13 protein-coding genes and 1 pseudogene are annotated in these 14,651 nt (G+C 63.6%); 5 read left to right on the top strand and 9 right to left on the bottom strand.

What is annotated here, in order from left to right; genetic code table 11:
• From KFO72_RS02210 to gatC, 4 genes and pseudogenes are all read right to left on the bottom strand, one after another.
• Window positions 1-360: pseudogene (locus KFO72_RS02210) on the bottom strand (polyphosphate kinase 2 family protein); the annotation flags it as partial.
• Window positions 361-498: 138 nt separating this feature from the next.
• Window positions 499-1,974 (bottom strand): Asp-tRNA(Asn)/Glu-tRNA(Gln) amidotransferase subunit GatB, encoded by a 1,476-nt coding sequence (gatB, locus tag KFO72_RS02205; RefSeq protein ID WP_054929408.1) that lies wholly within the window; start codon window positions 1,972-1,974, stop codon window positions 499-501.
• A gap of 2 nt (window positions 1,975-1,976) precedes the next feature.
• Window positions 1,977-3,470, bottom strand: coding sequence for an Asp-tRNA(Asn)/Glu-tRNA(Gln) amidotransferase subunit GatA (gatA, locus tag KFO72_RS02200; protein ID WP_060599447.1), 1,494 nt, complete (start codon window positions 3,468-3,470; stop codon window positions 1,977-1,979).
• A gap of 153 nt (window positions 3,471-3,623) precedes the next feature.
• The gene (gene gatC / locus KFO72_RS02195; protein WP_060599448.1) at window positions 3,624-3,923 is read right to left on the bottom strand and encodes an Asp-tRNA(Asn)/Glu-tRNA(Gln) amidotransferase subunit GatC; all 300 of its coding nucleotides are present in this window, start codon (window positions 3,921-3,923) and stop codon (window positions 3,624-3,626) included.
• A 378-nt stretch (window positions 3,924-4,301) separates the two neighbouring features.
• Between gatC and KFO72_RS02190 the strand changes: the two genes are divergently transcribed.
• The 5 genes from KFO72_RS02190 (at window position 4,302) to rodA (ending at window position 10,819) form a co-directional block, all read left to right on the top strand.
• Window positions 4,302-5,345 carry a rod shape-determining protein gene (locus KFO72_RS02190; protein ID WP_004189550.1) on the top strand — a complete coding sequence of 348 codons (1,044 nt, stop codon included), beginning with the start codon at window positions 4,302-4,304 and terminating at the stop codon, window positions 5,343-5,345.
• Window positions 5,346-5,472: 127 nt separating this feature from the next.
• Window positions 5,473-6,594 (top strand): rod shape-determining protein MreC, encoded by a 1,122-nt coding sequence (mreC, locus tag KFO72_RS02185; RefSeq protein ID WP_054929405.1) that lies wholly within the window; start codon window positions 5,473-5,475, stop codon window positions 6,592-6,594.
• A complete protein-coding gene (mreD, locus tag KFO72_RS02180; RefSeq protein ID WP_007581986.1) occupies window positions 6,591-7,103 on the top strand; it encodes a rod shape-determining protein MreD in 513 nt (170 codons plus the stop codon). Before mreC ends, mreD begins: the two co-directional genes overlap by 4 nt.
• Before the next feature lie 154 nt (window positions 7,104-7,257).
• Complete coding sequence (mrdA, locus tag KFO72_RS02175; protein WP_054929404.1) at window positions 7,258-9,660, top strand: penicillin-binding protein 2; 2,403 nt, start codon at window positions 7,258-7,260, stop codon at window positions 9,658-9,660.
• A gap of 10 nt (window positions 9,661-9,670) precedes the next feature.
• The gene (gene rodA / locus KFO72_RS02170; protein ID WP_007581982.1) at window positions 9,671-10,819 is read left to right on the top strand and encodes a rod shape-determining protein RodA; all 1,149 of its coding nucleotides are present in this window, start codon (window positions 9,671-9,673) and stop codon (window positions 10,817-10,819) included.
• Window positions 10,820-10,884: 65 nt separating this feature from the next.
• Here rodA and KFO72_RS02165 read toward each other — a convergent pair whose 3' ends face one another.
• The 5 genes from KFO72_RS02165 to queC form a co-directional block, all read right to left on the bottom strand.
• Window positions 10,885-11,532 carry a tetratricopeptide repeat protein gene (locus KFO72_RS02165; protein WP_224101700.1) on the bottom strand — a complete coding sequence of 216 codons (648 nt, stop codon included), beginning with the start codon at window positions 11,530-11,532 and terminating at the stop codon, window positions 10,885-10,887.
• A 59-nt stretch (window positions 11,533-11,591) separates the two neighbouring features.
• On the bottom strand, window positions 11,592-12,374 hold the full coding sequence (locus KFO72_RS02160) for an HpcH/HpaI aldolase family protein (RefSeq protein WP_054929402.1): 783 nt from the start codon (window positions 12,372-12,374) through the stop codon (window positions 11,592-11,594).
• Window positions 12,375-12,558: 184 nt separating this feature from the next.
• Window positions 12,559-13,002, bottom strand: coding sequence for a 6-carboxytetrahydropterin synthase QueD (queD, locus tag KFO72_RS02155; protein WP_085954608.1), 444 nt, complete (start codon window positions 13,000-13,002; stop codon window positions 12,559-12,561).
• Window positions 13,003-13,011: 9 nt separating this feature from the next.
• Window positions 13,012-13,644 carry a 7-carboxy-7-deazaguanine synthase gene (gene queE, locus KFO72_RS02150; protein ID WP_042305021.1) on the bottom strand — a complete coding sequence of 211 codons (633 nt, stop codon included), beginning with the start codon at window positions 13,642-13,644 and terminating at the stop codon, window positions 13,012-13,014.
• Window positions 13,645-13,720: 76 nt separating this feature from the next.
• Window positions 13,721-14,452 (bottom strand): 7-cyano-7-deazaguanine synthase QueC, encoded by a 732-nt coding sequence (gene queC, locus KFO72_RS02145; protein WP_225031282.1) that lies wholly within the window; start codon window positions 14,450-14,452, stop codon window positions 13,721-13,723.
• Window positions 14,453-14,651 lie beyond the last annotated feature (199 nt).

Here is a 14,651-nt window from a genome sequence, read left to right as displayed (position 1 = left end):
CGAATGGACCCGCCACAGAAAGTCGTGCGCCAGCTCGGTGAGTGTCGGCGCCTTGAACGGCACGATGCGCAGGCCAAGCGGATCGACTTCATGAAACACCGCGCGGATCGTGCCGTCCTTGCCGCTCGTGTCCATGCCTTGCAGCACGAGCAGAACACGCTGCACGCGCTGCGCGTGCAGGCGTTCCTGCTGCGCATCCAACGCCGCGCCGACCTCGGCAAGCCGTTCGCGGTCGGTATCTTTCGATCCCGTCGAAAACGGCTTCGAGGACGGATCGATGCTGGCGAGTGAAAACTTCGCCTTGTCGTTCCCGTCGAAAAAAGGCACGCGGTAATCGTCGAGATTGTTCTTCTTAGCCATCGTGGTTCCTCCTGTGCGGCGGGCCGTCACGTCGAATGAAAAAGCAAACGGGCCGTTGCGCGACTTTCGATGCGACAACAGCCCGTCATGGCTTCGCATGCGACGTGCCGCACGCGAAGGCTCGTACCGCTACGACACTCAGCCCAGCTTCTTCTTCAACAGCTCGTTCACCTGCTGCGGATTCGCCTTGCCCTTGGTCGCCTTCATCGCCTGGCCGATCAGCGCGTTGAACGCCTTTTCCTTGCCGGCGCGGAATTCTTCGACCGACTTCTGGTTCGCGGCGAGCACTTCGTCGATGATCGCTTCGAGCGCGCCCGTATCCGAAATCTGCTTGAGACCCTTGGCTTCGATGATGCGGTCGGCAGCGGTGTCATCCGTGGCTTTCTCTTCCCAGATCGCGAGGAAAATTTCCTTCGCGATCTTGTTCGAGATCGTGCCGTCGGCGATACGTTGCAGAACGAGCGCGAGTTGCGCGGCCGATACCGGGCTGTTCGCGATGTCGAGGTCTTCACGGTTGAGTTGCGACGACACTTCGCCCATCAGCCAGTTTGCCGCGACCTTCGCCTGCGCTGCGCCGACCTTCGCGACGACGGCTTCGTAGTACGCGGCCATCGCCTTGCTCGACGTGACGACGCCTGCATCGTACGGCGTGAGGCCATATTGCTCGACGAAACGCTGCTGCATCGCCGCCGGCAGTTCGGGCAGTTCGCCCTTCACGCGCTCGACCCACGACGACTCGATCACGAGCGGCATCAGATCGGGATCGGGGAAATAGCGGTAATCGTGCGCGTCTTCCTTGCTGCGCATCGAACGCGTTTCGCGCTTGTCGGGGTCGTACAGACGCGTTTCCTGCACCACCGTGCCGCCGTCTTCGATCAGTTCGATCTGACGGCGCACTTCATACTGGATCGCTTCCTCGAGGAAGCGGAACGAGTTCAGGTTCTTGATCTCGGCGCGCGTGCCGAATTCCTTCTGGCCGACGGGGCGCACCGACACGTTCGCGTCGCAGCGGAACGAGCCTTCCTGCATGTTGCCGTCGCAAATGCCGAGCCACACGACGAGACCATGCAAAGCCTTCGCATACGCGACCGCTTCGGCGGCGCTGCGCATTTCAGGCTCGGTGACGATTTCGAGCAGCGGCGTGCCAGCGCGGTTCAGATCGATACCCGTCATGCCCGCGAAGTCTTCATGCAGCGACTTGCCCGCGTCTTCTTCGAGGTGGGCGCGCGTCAGGTTCACGGTCTTTTCGTACGCTTCTTTACCGGCCTTTTCGTTGGCGGGAACCTGAATCGTGATCTGGCCGCCTTGCACGACGGGGATTTCGTACTGGCTGATCTGATAGCCCTTCGGCAGATCAGGGTAGAAGTAGTTCTTGCGCGCGAAGATGCTGCGCGGCGCGATCGTCGCGTCGATGGCGAGACCGAACTGGATCGCGCGCTCGACGGCGCCCCGGTTCATCACGGGCAACACGCCCGGCAATGCCAGATCGACGGGGCACGCCTGCGTGTTCGGCGCGGCGCCGAACTGCGTGGCCGCGCCCGAGAAAATCTTCGAGACCGTCGACAGCTGCGCGTGGGTCTCGAGACCGATAACGACTTCCCATTGTGTTGCCATGCTTAAACTCCCGCCGGCGCCTTGCGATGCCAGTCCGTGACGCGCTGGAACGCGTCCGCTACCTGCAGCATGCGTGCTTCGTTGAAATAGTTGCCGATGATCTGCAAGCCGACCGGGCGCTGCGCATTCGCGCCCGCGCCGAAGCCGCACGGCACGCTCATGCCCGGCAAACCGGCGAGGCTCACCGACAGCGTGTAGATATCCGCGAGATACATCTGCACGGGATCGTCGCCCTTCGCGCCGATATCCCACGCAACCGACGGCGCCACCGGGCCCATGATCACGTCGCACTGCTTGAACGCTTCCTGGAAATCCTGCGCGATGATGCGGCGGATCTTCTGTGCCTGCAGGTAGTACGCGTCGTAGTAGCCGTGCGACAGCACATACGTGCCGACCAGAATGCGGCGTTTTACCTCGGGGCCGAAGCCTTCGGCGCGCGACTTCTTGTACATGTCGAGCAGATCGCGATACTCGGCCGCGCGATGGCCGTAACGCACGCCGTCGAAACGCGACAGGTTCGACGACGCTTCCGCCGGCGCGATCACGTAGTACACGGGAATCGACAGTTCCGTCTTCGGCAGCGACACTTTGACGAGCGTCGCGCCGAGCGCTTCGTATTGCTTCAGCGCGGCATCGATGGACGCGCGCACGTCTTCGGCGAGGCCCGCGCCGAAGTATTCCTTCGGCAAGCCGATGCGCAGGCCCGCAAGCGGCTTGTCGGCCGCGTTGCCCGCGCCGGACCACGTCTGGCCGAGATAGCGCGTGTAGTTTTCGTGATCGTGCGTGAGGCTGGTGGAGTCGCGCTCGTCGAAGCCGCCCATAGCGTTCAGCAGCAACGCGCAGTCGGCAGCCGACTGCGCCAGCGGGCCGCCCTGATCGAGCGACGATGCAAACGCGATCATCCCGTAACGCGACACGCGGCCATACGTCGGCTTGATGCCCGTGATGCCCGAGAACGACGCCGGCTGGCGGATCGAGCCGCCCGTGTCGGTGCCTGTCGCGGCGGGCGCGAGGCGCGCGGCGACCGCCGCCGCAGAGCCGCCCGACGAGCCGCCCGGCACGGCCTTTCGGTCCCACGGGTTCTGCACCGGGCCGAAGTACGAGTTCTCGTTCGACGAGCCCATTGCGAACTCGTCCATATTGGTCTTGCCGACGCACACCATGCCCGCGCGCGCGATACGCTCGACCACCGTTGCATCGAACGGGCTCGTATAGTTTTCGAGCATCTTCGAGCCGGCCGTGGAGCGCCAGTTGCGCGTGACGAACACGTCCTTGTGCGCGATGGGCAGGCCCGTCAGCGGACCAGCGTTGCCGGCGGCGATCTGCGCGTCGGCGGCTTGCGCCTGCGCGAGCGTCTGTTGCGCGTCGACGTGAACGAAGGCGTTCAGCGCCTTGTGATCGTCAATGCGCTTCAGATACAACTGCGCCAGTTCGACCGCGGAGCATTGCTTCGCGTCGAGCGCGGCGCGCAGTTCGGTCAAGCTTTTCTCATGCATTGCGTTTTTCCTGGAAAGCGCGACGGCGCGATGCGCCGCCGTAAAGGCATCCGGCCGCCCGCCGGCTGGCCGGGCCGAACAAAGCGGGTTGTGTTGCGCGCAGACGTTGGCACGCGTGACACACAACCCTTTGCTTGATCATTGACTCGGCGCTTACTCGATGACCTTGGGCACCAGATACAGGCCGTCCTGCACAGCGGGCGCCGGACGCTGGTTGTCCTCGCGATTCACGTTTTCGGTCACGGCGTCGTCGCGCAGACGCAGCGCCACATCTTCGATTTGCTCGATGGGATGCGCGAGCGGCGCGATGCCCGTCGTATCGACTGCCTGCATCTGTTCGACGAGGCCGAAGAAATCGTTGAGCTGGGTCAGCGTATGCTCGGCGTCGGCATCGGGCAATTCGAGCCGAGCGAGGTGGGCGATGCGTTTCACATCGGTCAGAGTCAGGGCCATGCAGTCACCGAAAAAGTGGCAGTCTGCCGCAACGATGAAAAAACGATGCTGCGACAGCGGGTTAGGTCATTGGAGCAGGCCCTCGAAATTGGGGCCAACGACGGCAAAAACTGCCATTCGTTTCCTTCAAATCAAGCAAAATTATAAGGTATCATTACGCGTTCGACCCAAACCCGGACCGTCTTACCAAGGGCTTTCTGACATTTTCGGATATGACTGAGCGACAGCTCGGCTACCTTGCTATAGCCTCCGGTACGTTCCCTCGCAGTTTCATGCTTCTTACGGCGCAATTGGCCGGACATGAGGCTGCTAATTTTTTTCCGCTGCCGCCCTACGCTTACGATGCGAGGCCCGGCCCCCAGCGAGACAGGATTTTGCATGTTCGGTTTTTTGCGCAGCTATTTCTCCAACGATCTGGCCATTGACCTCGGCACGGCCAACACGCTCATCTATATGCGTGGCAAAGGTATCGTTCTCGACGAGCCGTCCGTCGTTTCGATTCGCCAGGAAGGCGGCCCGAATGGCAAGAAGACCATTCAGGCAGTCGGCAAGGAAGCAAAGCAGATGCTCGGCAAGGTGCCGGGCAACATCGAGGCGATCCGCCCGATGAAGGACGGCGTGATCGCCGACTTCACCGTGACCGAACAGATGATCAAGCAGTTCATCAAGACGGCTCACGAATCGCGCATGTTCTCGCCGTCGCCGCGCATCATCATCTGCGTGCCGTGCGGTTCGACGCAGGTCGAGCGCCGCGCCATCAAGGAAGCGGCACACGGCGCGGGCGCGTCGCAGGTCTATCTGATCGAAGAGCCGATGGCAGCAGCAATCGGCGCGGGCCTGCCGGTTTCGGAAGCAACGGGCTCGATGGTCGTCGACATCGGCGGCGGCACGACGGAAGTCGGCGTGATCTCGCTGGGCGGCATCGTGTACAAGGGTTCGGTGCGGGTCGGCGGCGACAAGTTCGACGAAGCGATCGTCAATTACATCCGCCGCAACTACGGCATGCTGATCGGCGAACAGACGGCGGAAGCCATCAAGAAGGAAATCGGCTCCGCGTTCCCGGGCTCGGAAGTCAAGGAAATGGAAGTGAAGGGCCGTAACCTGTCGGAAGGCATTCCGCGCAGCTTCACTATTTCGAGCAACGAAATTCTCGAAGCATTGACCGACCCGCTGAACCAGATCGTGTCGTCGGTGAAGATCGCGCTGGAACAGACGCCGCCGGAACTCGGCGCCGACATCGCCGAGCGCGGCATGATGCTGACGGGCGGTGGCGCACTGCTGCGCGACCTCGACCGCCTGCTGGCGGAAGAAACGGGCCTGCCCGTGCTGGTCGCAGAAGATCCGCTGACTTGCGTCGTGCGTGGCTCGGGCATGGCGCTCGAACGCATGGACAAGCTCGGAAGCATCTTCTCGTACGAGTAAGGTTGCCAGTCTCCATGTCTGCAGCGCGCACTGAAAGGCTGGCTCCGCCAGCCTTTGTGCGCTTCGTGCATTGCGCGCGCGTCTAGCGCGCCGCCGTTTCACCCAACCGCTCACGCTCCCGGCGACCATGGAATACAGTCCGCCGCCCCTGTTCAAGCAAGGCCCCTCGGCACTCGCACGACTGATTTTCTTCGTGCTGGTCGCGCTCGCCCTGCTCATTTCCGACGCGCGCTTCCGCACCCTCGAGATCGTTCGCGGCGTGCTCGGCGCGGGCTTGTATCCGTTGCAGCGCGCGGCATTGGTGCCGCGCGACTTCTTCATGGGCGCCGCCGATCTCGCCGTGACCAGCGCGACGCTGCGCGGCGAGAACGAGAAGTTGCGCACGCGCAATCTGCAGTTGTCGCAGCAGGCCAATCAGGCGGCCCAGCTCGACGCGGAAAACGCGCATCTGCGTAATCTGCTGCAACTGTCGCAACGAATGACAACGCAGTCGATCCCCGCCGAAATCCAGTACGACACACGCGATCCGTTCACGCAAAAGGTCGTGATCGGGCGCGGTTCGCAACAAGGCATCAGAGACGGTTCGCCCGTCGTCAACGAAGACGGCGTGATCGGCCAGGTGACGCGCGTGTTCCCGATGCAATCCGAAGTGACGCTGCTCACCGACAAAGACCAGGCCGTCCCCGTGCAGATCGTCCGCACGGGTCTGCGCAGCGTGATCTACGGCACGCCGAAGGGCGACGCGCTCGACCTGCGTTTCGTGCCGATCAGTGCCGATGTGCTGGCCGGCGACGAACTCGTCACGAGTGGTCTCGACGGCATCTATCCGCCGGGGCTGCCTGTCGCCAAGGTGGTACGCGTCGACAAGCAGGCGGACACGGCGTTCGCGCGCGTGATCTGCCAGCCCGTCGCGCCGGTGCGCGGCGCGCGCGATCTGCTTGTCCTACACTACGAGAACAACGTGCCGCCGCGCCCCGCCGACGAACCCGATCCCGCCGCAGCCGCGAAAGAAGCGAAAAAGAAGAACGCGAAAACGCAGGACAAGGGCAAGCCAGGCGAAAAGGACGCGAAGTCTGCTCCGACGGCAGCCGCATCGGCGCCTGCGGCGGCTGCGGCAAAACCGGCCGCGCCGGCTGCCGCATCGTCGGCCAGGCCTGCTGGCAAGGTATCGACGGAGAAGAAGCCGGCCGCTGAAAAGAGCGCGAAGCCTCAAGCCGCTCAAGGGGCAAACCAGGGGGCCAAGCAATGAATCGCCCGCAGTACATCCTGCAGCCCGTCAATCCTTATTTCATCGCGTTCAGCCTCGCCGCCGCTTTCCTGCTGAACATGATGCCGTGGGGCCGTCTGGTCGGCGTGCCCGACTTCGTCGCGCTCGTGTTGCTGTTCTGGAACGTGCATCAGCCGCGCAAGGTCGGCATGGGCATCGCGTTCATGCTTGGCCTGTTGATGGATGTGCACAACGCCAGCCTGCTCGGCGAACACGCGCTCGCCTACACGCTGCTGTCGTACGGCGCGATCACGATCCACCGCCGTGTGCTGTGGATGTCGATCGGCGTGCAGGTTTTCGCAGTGATGCCGCTGCTCGTCGTCGCGCAACTCGTGCCGTTCGTGATCCGCCTGCTGACGGGCGCATCGTTTCCGGGCTGGGGTTATCTGATCGACGGGTTCGTCGAAGCGGCGCTCTGGCCCATCGCGAGCATTCTGCTTTTGATGCCGCAGCGCCGTCCGGCCGATCCGGACGATACGCGGCCCATCTGACCGCCCGCGCCGCCCGGCCGCTCATGAACACGCCATGCTGCCGCCCTCACGAGCGTTCGACGACACAAAGCGGCGGCGCAAAACCCGGCATCGCACCGGCGCCTTGCCGCCGAATTGATTCAAACCGCATAACCGGCAGTTCCTGCCCAACCGCATGACCGAATTCAAGGACACCCAGCAGCAGCTCACGAAATTCCGCCTGCGCGTCGCGGCGGCGGGGCTGTTCGTATTCGTCTGCTTCGGGCTGATCGCGTTCCGCTTCCTGTTCCTGCAGGTCTGGCACTACAGCAAATACTCGCTGCAAGCCGACGAAAACCGCATCTCAGTGGCGCCGATCGTGCCGAACCGCGGCATCATCACCGACCGCAACGGCGTCGTGCTGGCCAAGAACTACTCGGCCTATACGCTCGAAATCACGCCGTCGAAGCTGAACGACACGCTCGACAACGTGATCGACAATCTCGCGACCGTCATCAGTATCGACGCGCGTGACCGCCGGCGTTTCCGCAAGCTGCAGGAAGACTCGAAGAACTTCGAAAGCCTGCCGATCCGCACCCGCCTTACCGACGACGAAGTCGCGCGCTTCACCGCACAGCGTTTCCGCTTTCCGGGCGTCGAAGTGCGCGCGCGTCTGTTCCGCCAATATCCGCTCGGGCCGACGGCGGCACACGTGATCGGCTATATCGGGCGCATTTCGCAGCGCGACCAGGACAAGATCGACGACGCCAGCGACCAGAACGACAGCGATCCCGAGCACTACGACGCGCGCCTCGACGCGAACAACTACAAGGGCACCGACTACATCGGCAAGATCGGCGTCGAGCAGAGCTATGAGACGGAGCTGCACGGGCTGACGGGCTTCGAGGAAGTGGAAGTGACGGCGGGCGGCCGTCCGGTGCGCACGCTGTCGCGCACGCAGGCCACGCCGGGCAACAACCTCGTGCTGTCGCTCGATATCGGTTTGCAGCAGGTTGCCGAGCAGGCGTTCGCGGGCCGCCGCGGCGCGCTGGTCGCGATCGAGCCATCGACGGGCGACGTGCTCGCGTTCGTGTCCGCACCGAGCTTCGATCCGAATTCGTTTGTCGACGGCATCGACCAGCAGACCTGGGACGAACTGAACAACTCGCCCGATCACCCGCTGCTGAACCGTCCGCTGCATGGCACGTATCCGCCCGGCTCGACGTACAAGCCGTTCATGGCGCTCGCCGCGCTGACGCTGCACAAGCGCACGCCGCAGTGGGGCTTCCAGGACCCGGGTTCGTACACGTTCGGCGGCCACACGTTCCGCAACGACGTGCCGCAGGGTCAGGGCTGGATCGACATGAACCGCGCGATCATGGTGTCGAACGACACGTACTTCTACATGCTCGCGCACGATCTCGGCGTCAACGCGATCGCCGGCTTTATGAAGCCGTGGGGCTTCGGCCAGATCACGGGCATCGATATCGCCGGTGAAGCGCGCGGCATCCTGCCTTCGACCGACTGGAAGCGCAAGGCGTATCGCAAGCCCGAGCAGCAACGCTGGTACGAAGGCGAGACGATCAGCCTCGGCATTGGCCAGGGCTACAACTCGTACACGATTCTTCAGCTCGCGCATGCAACGGCGACGCTCGCGAACAACGGCACGGTGATGAAGCCGCACCTTGTGAAGGAGATCGAGAATCCGATCACCCGGGCACTGCGCGCTACCGTACCGAAAGACGACGGACGCATCGACGTGAAGCAGTCCGATATCGACGTCGTGAAGCGTGGCATGGAAAACGTGACGATGAACCCGTCGGGCACTGCCTATCAGGTGTTCCGCAATGCCGCCTATGTGTCGGCGGGCAAGACGGGGACGGCGCAGGTGTTCTCGCTGCAAGGCGCGAAGTACCACGGTCACGCACTCGCCGAACATCTGCGCGATCACGCGCTCTTCATTGCATTCGCCCCTGCCGACAACCCGAAAATCGCGATCGCGCTGATCGTCGAGAACGGTGGCTGGGGCGCGCAAGCGGCAGGCCCGATCGCGCGGCGCGTGCTCGACTATTACCTCGTCGACCGCCTGAAACCGGGCGTCGAACAGGCAGCCGTCGTGGCAGCGGCATCGGCGACGGAGGAAACCTCGGCGCCTGTGATCGGCAGCGCGCCGACAGCGCCGACCGGCGAGATCCAGCCTGTCGCCGTCGCGGCTGGCTTCAAGCCGCTGCCGATGCCAGCGGGCGCATCGACGCCGCATGCGGTGCCTGCATCGGATGCGTCTGGCGCCGTCGCGGCGTCGGGCGCGGCCTCGGCTTCGGCGCCTGTCGCTGCGTCAGCCGCAGTGCCGCGCGCCGCTTCCGCATCGAAGGCGGCCAAGGCGCCGCGCGTCGCGTCGGCCACAGTCGCGCCGTCGCCGGCTGCATCTGACGCGGCAGCCACCACGGCTGCGGCACCCGTCAAGGCGTCCGACGCCCGCAAGTCCCCACGCAAACCCCGTCCGGCCAGCGATTCGCGTCCGGTCGCTGCTGCGCCGTCGCGTAACGAGGAATCGCCGGCCGTGCCGCGCGGTCCCGTTTCCGGCGGCATCGACGAGTAAGGAGAAAGGCATGCAAATCGACAAGCGCGCCTGGCTCGAACGCTTCAAGAAGATGTTCGCGGGCTTCGATCGCCCGCTTGCACTGATCGTGTTTCTGCTGCTGTGCGTCGGCATCGTGACGCTGTACAGCGCGAGCCTCGACGTGCCCGGCCGCGTCGAAGACCAGCTGCGCAACATCATCCTGACGTTCGCACTGATGTGGGTGCTGGCCAACATCCCGCCGACCACGCTGATGCGCTTCGCCGTCCCGCTCTACACATTCGGAGTCGCGCTGCTGATTGCCGTGGCGCTATTCGGCCTCACACGCAAGGGCGCGAAACGCTGGATCAACGTCGGCGTGGTGATCCAGCCATCGGAGATTCTCAAGATCGCGACGCCGCTGATGCTCGCGTGGTACTACCAGCGTCGCGAAGGCAACATCCGCTGGTGGGACTACATCGTCGGCGTGCTGATTCTCGCGGTGCCCGTCGGGCTGATCGCGAAGCAGCCCGACCTCGGCACGGCCGTGCTCGTGTTCGCGGCGGGCTTCTTCGTCATCTATTTCGCGGGGCTGAGCTTCAAGCTGATCGTCCCTGTGCTGATCGCGGGGGTGATCGCCGTCGGCGCGATCGCAACGTTCCAGGACAAGATCTGTCAGCCCGAAGTGCAATGGCCGCTGATGCACGACTACCAGAAGCACCGCATCTGCACGCTGCTCGATCCGACATCCGACCCGTTGGGCAAAGGCTTCCACACCATTCAAGCCGTCATCGCGATCGGCTCGGGCGGCCCGCTCGGCAAGGGCTGGTTGAAGGGCACGCAGGCGCACCTCGAGTTCATTCCCGAGAAGCACACCGACTTCATCTTCGCAGTGTTCTCCGAGGAGTTCGGCCTGGCGGGCGGGATCGTGTTGCTGACGCTCTATATGGCGCTGATCGCGCGCGGCCTGTACATCGCGGCGAACGGCGCGACGCTATTCGGCCGATTACTGGCCGGCTCGCTGACGATGGCGTTCTTCACCTATGCGTTTGTGAACATCGGCATGGTGAGCGGCATTCTTCCCGTGGTCGGCGTGCCGTTGCCGTTCATGAGTTACGGCGGCACCGCGCTGACAACGCTCGGTTTCGCGATCGGGCTCATCATGAGCGTCGCGCGACAGAAGCGTCTGATGCAAAGCTGACCTGACAGCACCAGCAACACGGACGTGCAAAACAAAACGGCGCCTGAATTTTCAGGCGCCGTTTTTCATTGTGGCTTCGCTTCGTGCGATTCGCGTAACTGTGTGCTGAGCTGCTGATACTTGAGCCGCGCCGCCGGGTCGCCCTGCGCGGCGGCCGCAGCGTAATAGGCTCGCGCGACGTTCAGGTTCTGCGTGACGCCATCGCCGCCGCGCTCGTAGAACGAACCCGTGACGTACTGCGCGGTCATGTCTCCGCCCTCGGCCGCTTTTTTGTACCAGAAGAACGCCTGCTGGTTGTCGCGCGCGGTGCCGCGCCCGTCGAGAAACTGATTCGCCAGCGCCAGTTCGGCCTGGATATGCCCTTGCTGCGCTGCCTTCAGAAACCATTGATGCGCTTCGGCAGGATCGCGCCCGACGAATTCGCCATCGTCGTACATCTTGCCGTACACGTATTGCGCGTGCGACATGTTCGCGTCAGCGGCTTTGCGCAGCCACTTCTTGCCTTCTTCGACATTCGCAGGACCGCCCTCGCCGTTCAGCAGCATCATCGCGTAGTTGAACTCGGCGAGGCGGCTGCCACGCTGCGCGGCCTTGCGAAACTCGGCGAGCGCGGACGTGAAATTGCCTGCGTTGTAATCGGCGACGGCCGTTTGCGTTTCCATATCCGAGGCGGGCGGCGTCTTGCCCTGCGCATGCGCCGCCGCGCTCGCCATCAGGGCGCTCAGCACGACGGCACGGCTTGCAGTGCGCACCGCGCGTAACGACAACAGCTTCATGACCGTGCCTCCTGCAGTGCCTGTCGCGTGGTGCGCAACAGCCACATGACGTCGGCGGCCAGCGCGATGAAGCGAAAGCCTTCCGACCGGTATTGCCGCGCGCTCGCGACGTCCATCGCGAAGATGCCCGTCGCAACACGCGCACGATGCGCGACGTCCAGAATATGCTTCATCGCGTCCTGGACTTCAGGGTGTTTCGAATCGCCGAGATGACCGAGGCTCGCCGCGAGATCCGCCGGTCCGACGAACAGGCAATCGACGCCTTGCGTCGCCGCGATCTGCTCCAGATTTGCGAGCGCGTGTTGCGATTCGATCTGCACGATATTCGCGATCTGCGCATTCGCATTCTGCAGATAGTCGCGCCGCATGCCGTAAGCGGCAGCACGCACGGCGCCTGCGACGCCACGCAGACCGTCCGGCGCGTCGGCTGTGGCGTATTGCGTCAGGCGAACGGCGTGGGCGGCTTCGTCAGCCGTCTCGATGTTCGGAAACATCAGCGTGCGCGCGCCCGCGTCGAGCACGCGCTTGACAAGCCACGGCTCGACGGCGGGCAGACGCACGACGGGCTCGGTCGGCAGATGCGCCGCAGCAATCGCGCGCAACTGTCCGGTCACGTCGACGCTGTCGTTGGGCGCATGCTCCATGTCGATCAGCAGCCAGTCGAAGCCGGCGTGCGCGAGCGCTTCCGCCGCGCTATCGCTGCCCAGCGACAGCCACAGGCCGAACAGCGGGTCCGGGTCCTTGAGACGCAGCTTGAGGGGATTCGTGAAGGTGCTCATCGCGCGCCTCCGTCGATGTGAGGCACAGCCGCAATCAGGCTCGAGCAACAGACGACGCGGCCCGAAGGGCCGACGTCAACAACTAGTTGATGGTGGCGGGCATCGAGCCCGCAGCGCAGCGCGGTGACCGGCATGTCTCGCTCCGTGTGGTTATCGAAACGATCATACCGTGACAATAACCCGTTTAGTCGCGAACGACGTCGGCCCAGCAATTCGGCGTCTCATACAGACGCACTTTGTGCAGACGCAGATTGACGCCATAGTGCGCGTCGTAGACGTTCGCGAGAATGTCGAACGCAACGGCGGCGAGGTTTTCGACGGTCGGAATGCGGTCGAGCACGATCGTCTTGTGGCCGGCCATCGATTCGAGAAAGCCGCGCACCTGCGTATCGCCTTCATAGACGAGAAACGCGTGATCCCACTTGTCGACGAGGTGCTCGTTCGCGAGCGCCTTCACGTCGGCGAAATCCATCACCATGCCGCGATCCGGCGCGCCTTCCGTTTCGACGAGGTCGCCTTGCAGCGTAATTTCGAGCACGTAGCGATGACCGTGCAGATTGCGGCACTGGCTGCGGTGATCGGGAATGCGGTGGCCCGCGTCGAATTCGAGTTTTCGTGTAATCGTCAGCACGGCAAATCAGGGAATGTTCAGGTACTTGTGAGTCTGCATCGACAGCCGCCATTGCGGATGACGCTTGCACCAGTCGATGGCGAGCTTCGTGTTGATATCGCGCGACGGACCGTCCATCGGCTGGACGAGGAAATAGTCGAAGTCGAGCTTCGCATAGTCGGCGAGACGCTGGTTTTCTTGCGGCACGACCACTTTCAGTTCGTTGCCTTTAGTCTGCACGAGCGGCGCATCGGCCTTCGGGCTCACGCAGATCCAGTCGATCGTGTCGAGCACGGGCAACGAACCGTTCGTTTCGATCGCGATTTCAAAGCCTTGTGCGTGCAATGCATCGACGAGCGGCTGGTCGATCTGCAGCATCGGCTCGCCGCCCGTGCACACGACAAAGCGCTGGCCTTCGCCTTCGGGCCACAACGAAGCAATCTTCGCCGCGAGTTCTTCGGGCGTGCGGAATTTGCCGCCGTTCTCGCCGTCGGTGCCGACGAAGTCGGTATCGCAGAACTGGCAAACCGCGTCGGCACGATCTTCTTCGCGGCCCGACCACAGGTTGCATCCGGCGAACCGGCAAAACACGGCCGGACGTCCGGCGTTCGCGCCCTCGCCCTGCAACGTGTAGAAGATTTCCTTGACCGCGTACGTCATGCTGCTTTCTGCCCGATGCTCCGTGAAGCTCTGTTGATGTGCGCTTGTGCCGCGTGCTGTTGCTTGCCTGTGCCGTTCAAGCGGGTTCCGTGACCTGTTCGCCGTTCAGATACGCCTCGTAACCGCGCTTGCGCAAACGGCACGCAGGGCACTCGCCACAACCGAAGCCCCATGCATGCAGTTCCGCCCGCTCGCCGAGATAACACGTGTGCGTCTCGACGCGAATCAGCTCGACCAGTTCGTCGCCGCCCAGCTCATGCGCAAGGCGCCACGTGTCGGCCTTGTCGATCCACATCAGCGGCGTCTCCAGCACGAAGCGGCTGTCCATGCCGAGGTTCAGCGCGACTTGCAGCGCTTTCATCGTGTCGTCGCGGCAATCCGGGTAGCCGGAAAAATCCGTCTCGCACATGCCGCCGACCAGCACACGCAGTCCGCGCCGATACGCAATGGCCGCCGCGATCGTCATGAACATCAGATTGCGGCCGGGCACGAATGTATTCGGCAGACCGTTCGATGCTGCGTGGATCTCGATCTCGCGCGTCATCGCGGTATCGCTGATCGAGCCGAGCACTGACAGATCGATCATGTGATCGTCGCCGAGCCGCCCGCCCCACTCGGGGAACGTGCGCGCCACGGCGCTGCGAAATCCTTCGCGGCATTCGAGTTCGACGCGATGCCGCTGGCCATAGTCGAAACCCAGGGTTTCGACCGTTTCATATCGATCCAGCGCCCAGGCGAGACACGTGGCCGAATCCTGGCCACCGGAAAACAGCACGAGCGCGCTACTCTTGGCGTCTTTGCGGGTCACCGTGAAACTCCGTGTAGGTTGATTGCGTGCGCCAGCGGCCGCGCGCGGCGACTTGCGGCCGGCCTCGCGACCTGTTCGAGACCCTTCGGCGCTGGCCGGCGCGGACGTTGGCTCAAGCAGTATAGGCGGCGGCTTTCGCGCGCCAATCTGCCATGGCTTATACCGTTGATCGTCCGCCAGAGCGTTTCACGCTACACGA

This window comes from Paraburkholderia sp. XV (assembly GCF_020177535.1).
Classification (GTDB): Bacteria; Pseudomonadota; Gammaproteobacteria; order Burkholderiales; family Burkholderiaceae; genus Paraburkholderia; species Paraburkholderia caribensis.
This window is presented reverse-complemented; position numbering and strand designations above follow the sequence as displayed.

What these genes read in the sequence shown, in the direction of transcription:
- gatB (WP_054929408.1), bottom strand. Translation starts at nt 1,974, where the DNA reads ATGGCAACACAATGGGAAGTCGTTATCGGTCTCGAGACCCACGCGCAG.
- gatA (WP_060599447.1), bottom strand. Translation starts at nt 3,470, where the DNA reads ATGCATGAGAAAAGCTTGACCGAACTGCGCGCCGCGCTCGACGCGAAG.
- gatC (WP_060599448.1), bottom strand. Translation starts at nt 3,923, where the DNA reads ATGGCCCTGACTCTGACCGATGTGAAACGCATCGCCCACCTCGCTCGG.
- KFO72_RS02190 (WP_004189550.1), top strand. Translation starts at nt 4,302, where the DNA reads ATGTTCGGTTTTTTGCGCAGCTATTTCTCCAACGATCTGGCCATTGAC.
- mreC (WP_054929405.1), top strand. Translation starts at nt 5,473, where the DNA reads ATGGAATACAGTCCGCCGCCCCTGTTCAAGCAAGGCCCCTCGGCACTC.
- mreD (WP_007581986.1), top strand. Translation starts at nt 6,591, where the DNA reads ATGAATCGCCCGCAGTACATCCTGCAGCCCGTCAATCCTTATTTCATC.
- mrdA (WP_054929404.1), top strand. Translation starts at nt 7,258, where the DNA reads ATGACCGAATTCAAGGACACCCAGCAGCAGCTCACGAAATTCCGCCTG.
- rodA (WP_007581982.1), top strand. Translation starts at nt 9,671, where the DNA reads ATGCAAATCGACAAGCGCGCCTGGCTCGAACGCTTCAAGAAGATGTTC.
- KFO72_RS02165 (WP_224101700.1), bottom strand. Translation starts at nt 11,532, where the DNA reads ATGGCGAGCGCGGCGGCGCATGCGCAGGGCAAGACGCCGCCCGCCTCG.
- KFO72_RS02160 (WP_054929402.1), bottom strand. Translation starts at nt 12,374, where the DNA reads ATGAGCACCTTCACGAATCCCCTCAAGCTGCGTCTCAAGGACCCGGAC.
- queE (WP_042305021.1), bottom strand. Translation starts at nt 13,644, where the DNA reads ATGACGTACGCGGTCAAGGAAATCTTCTACACGTTGCAGGGCGAGGGC.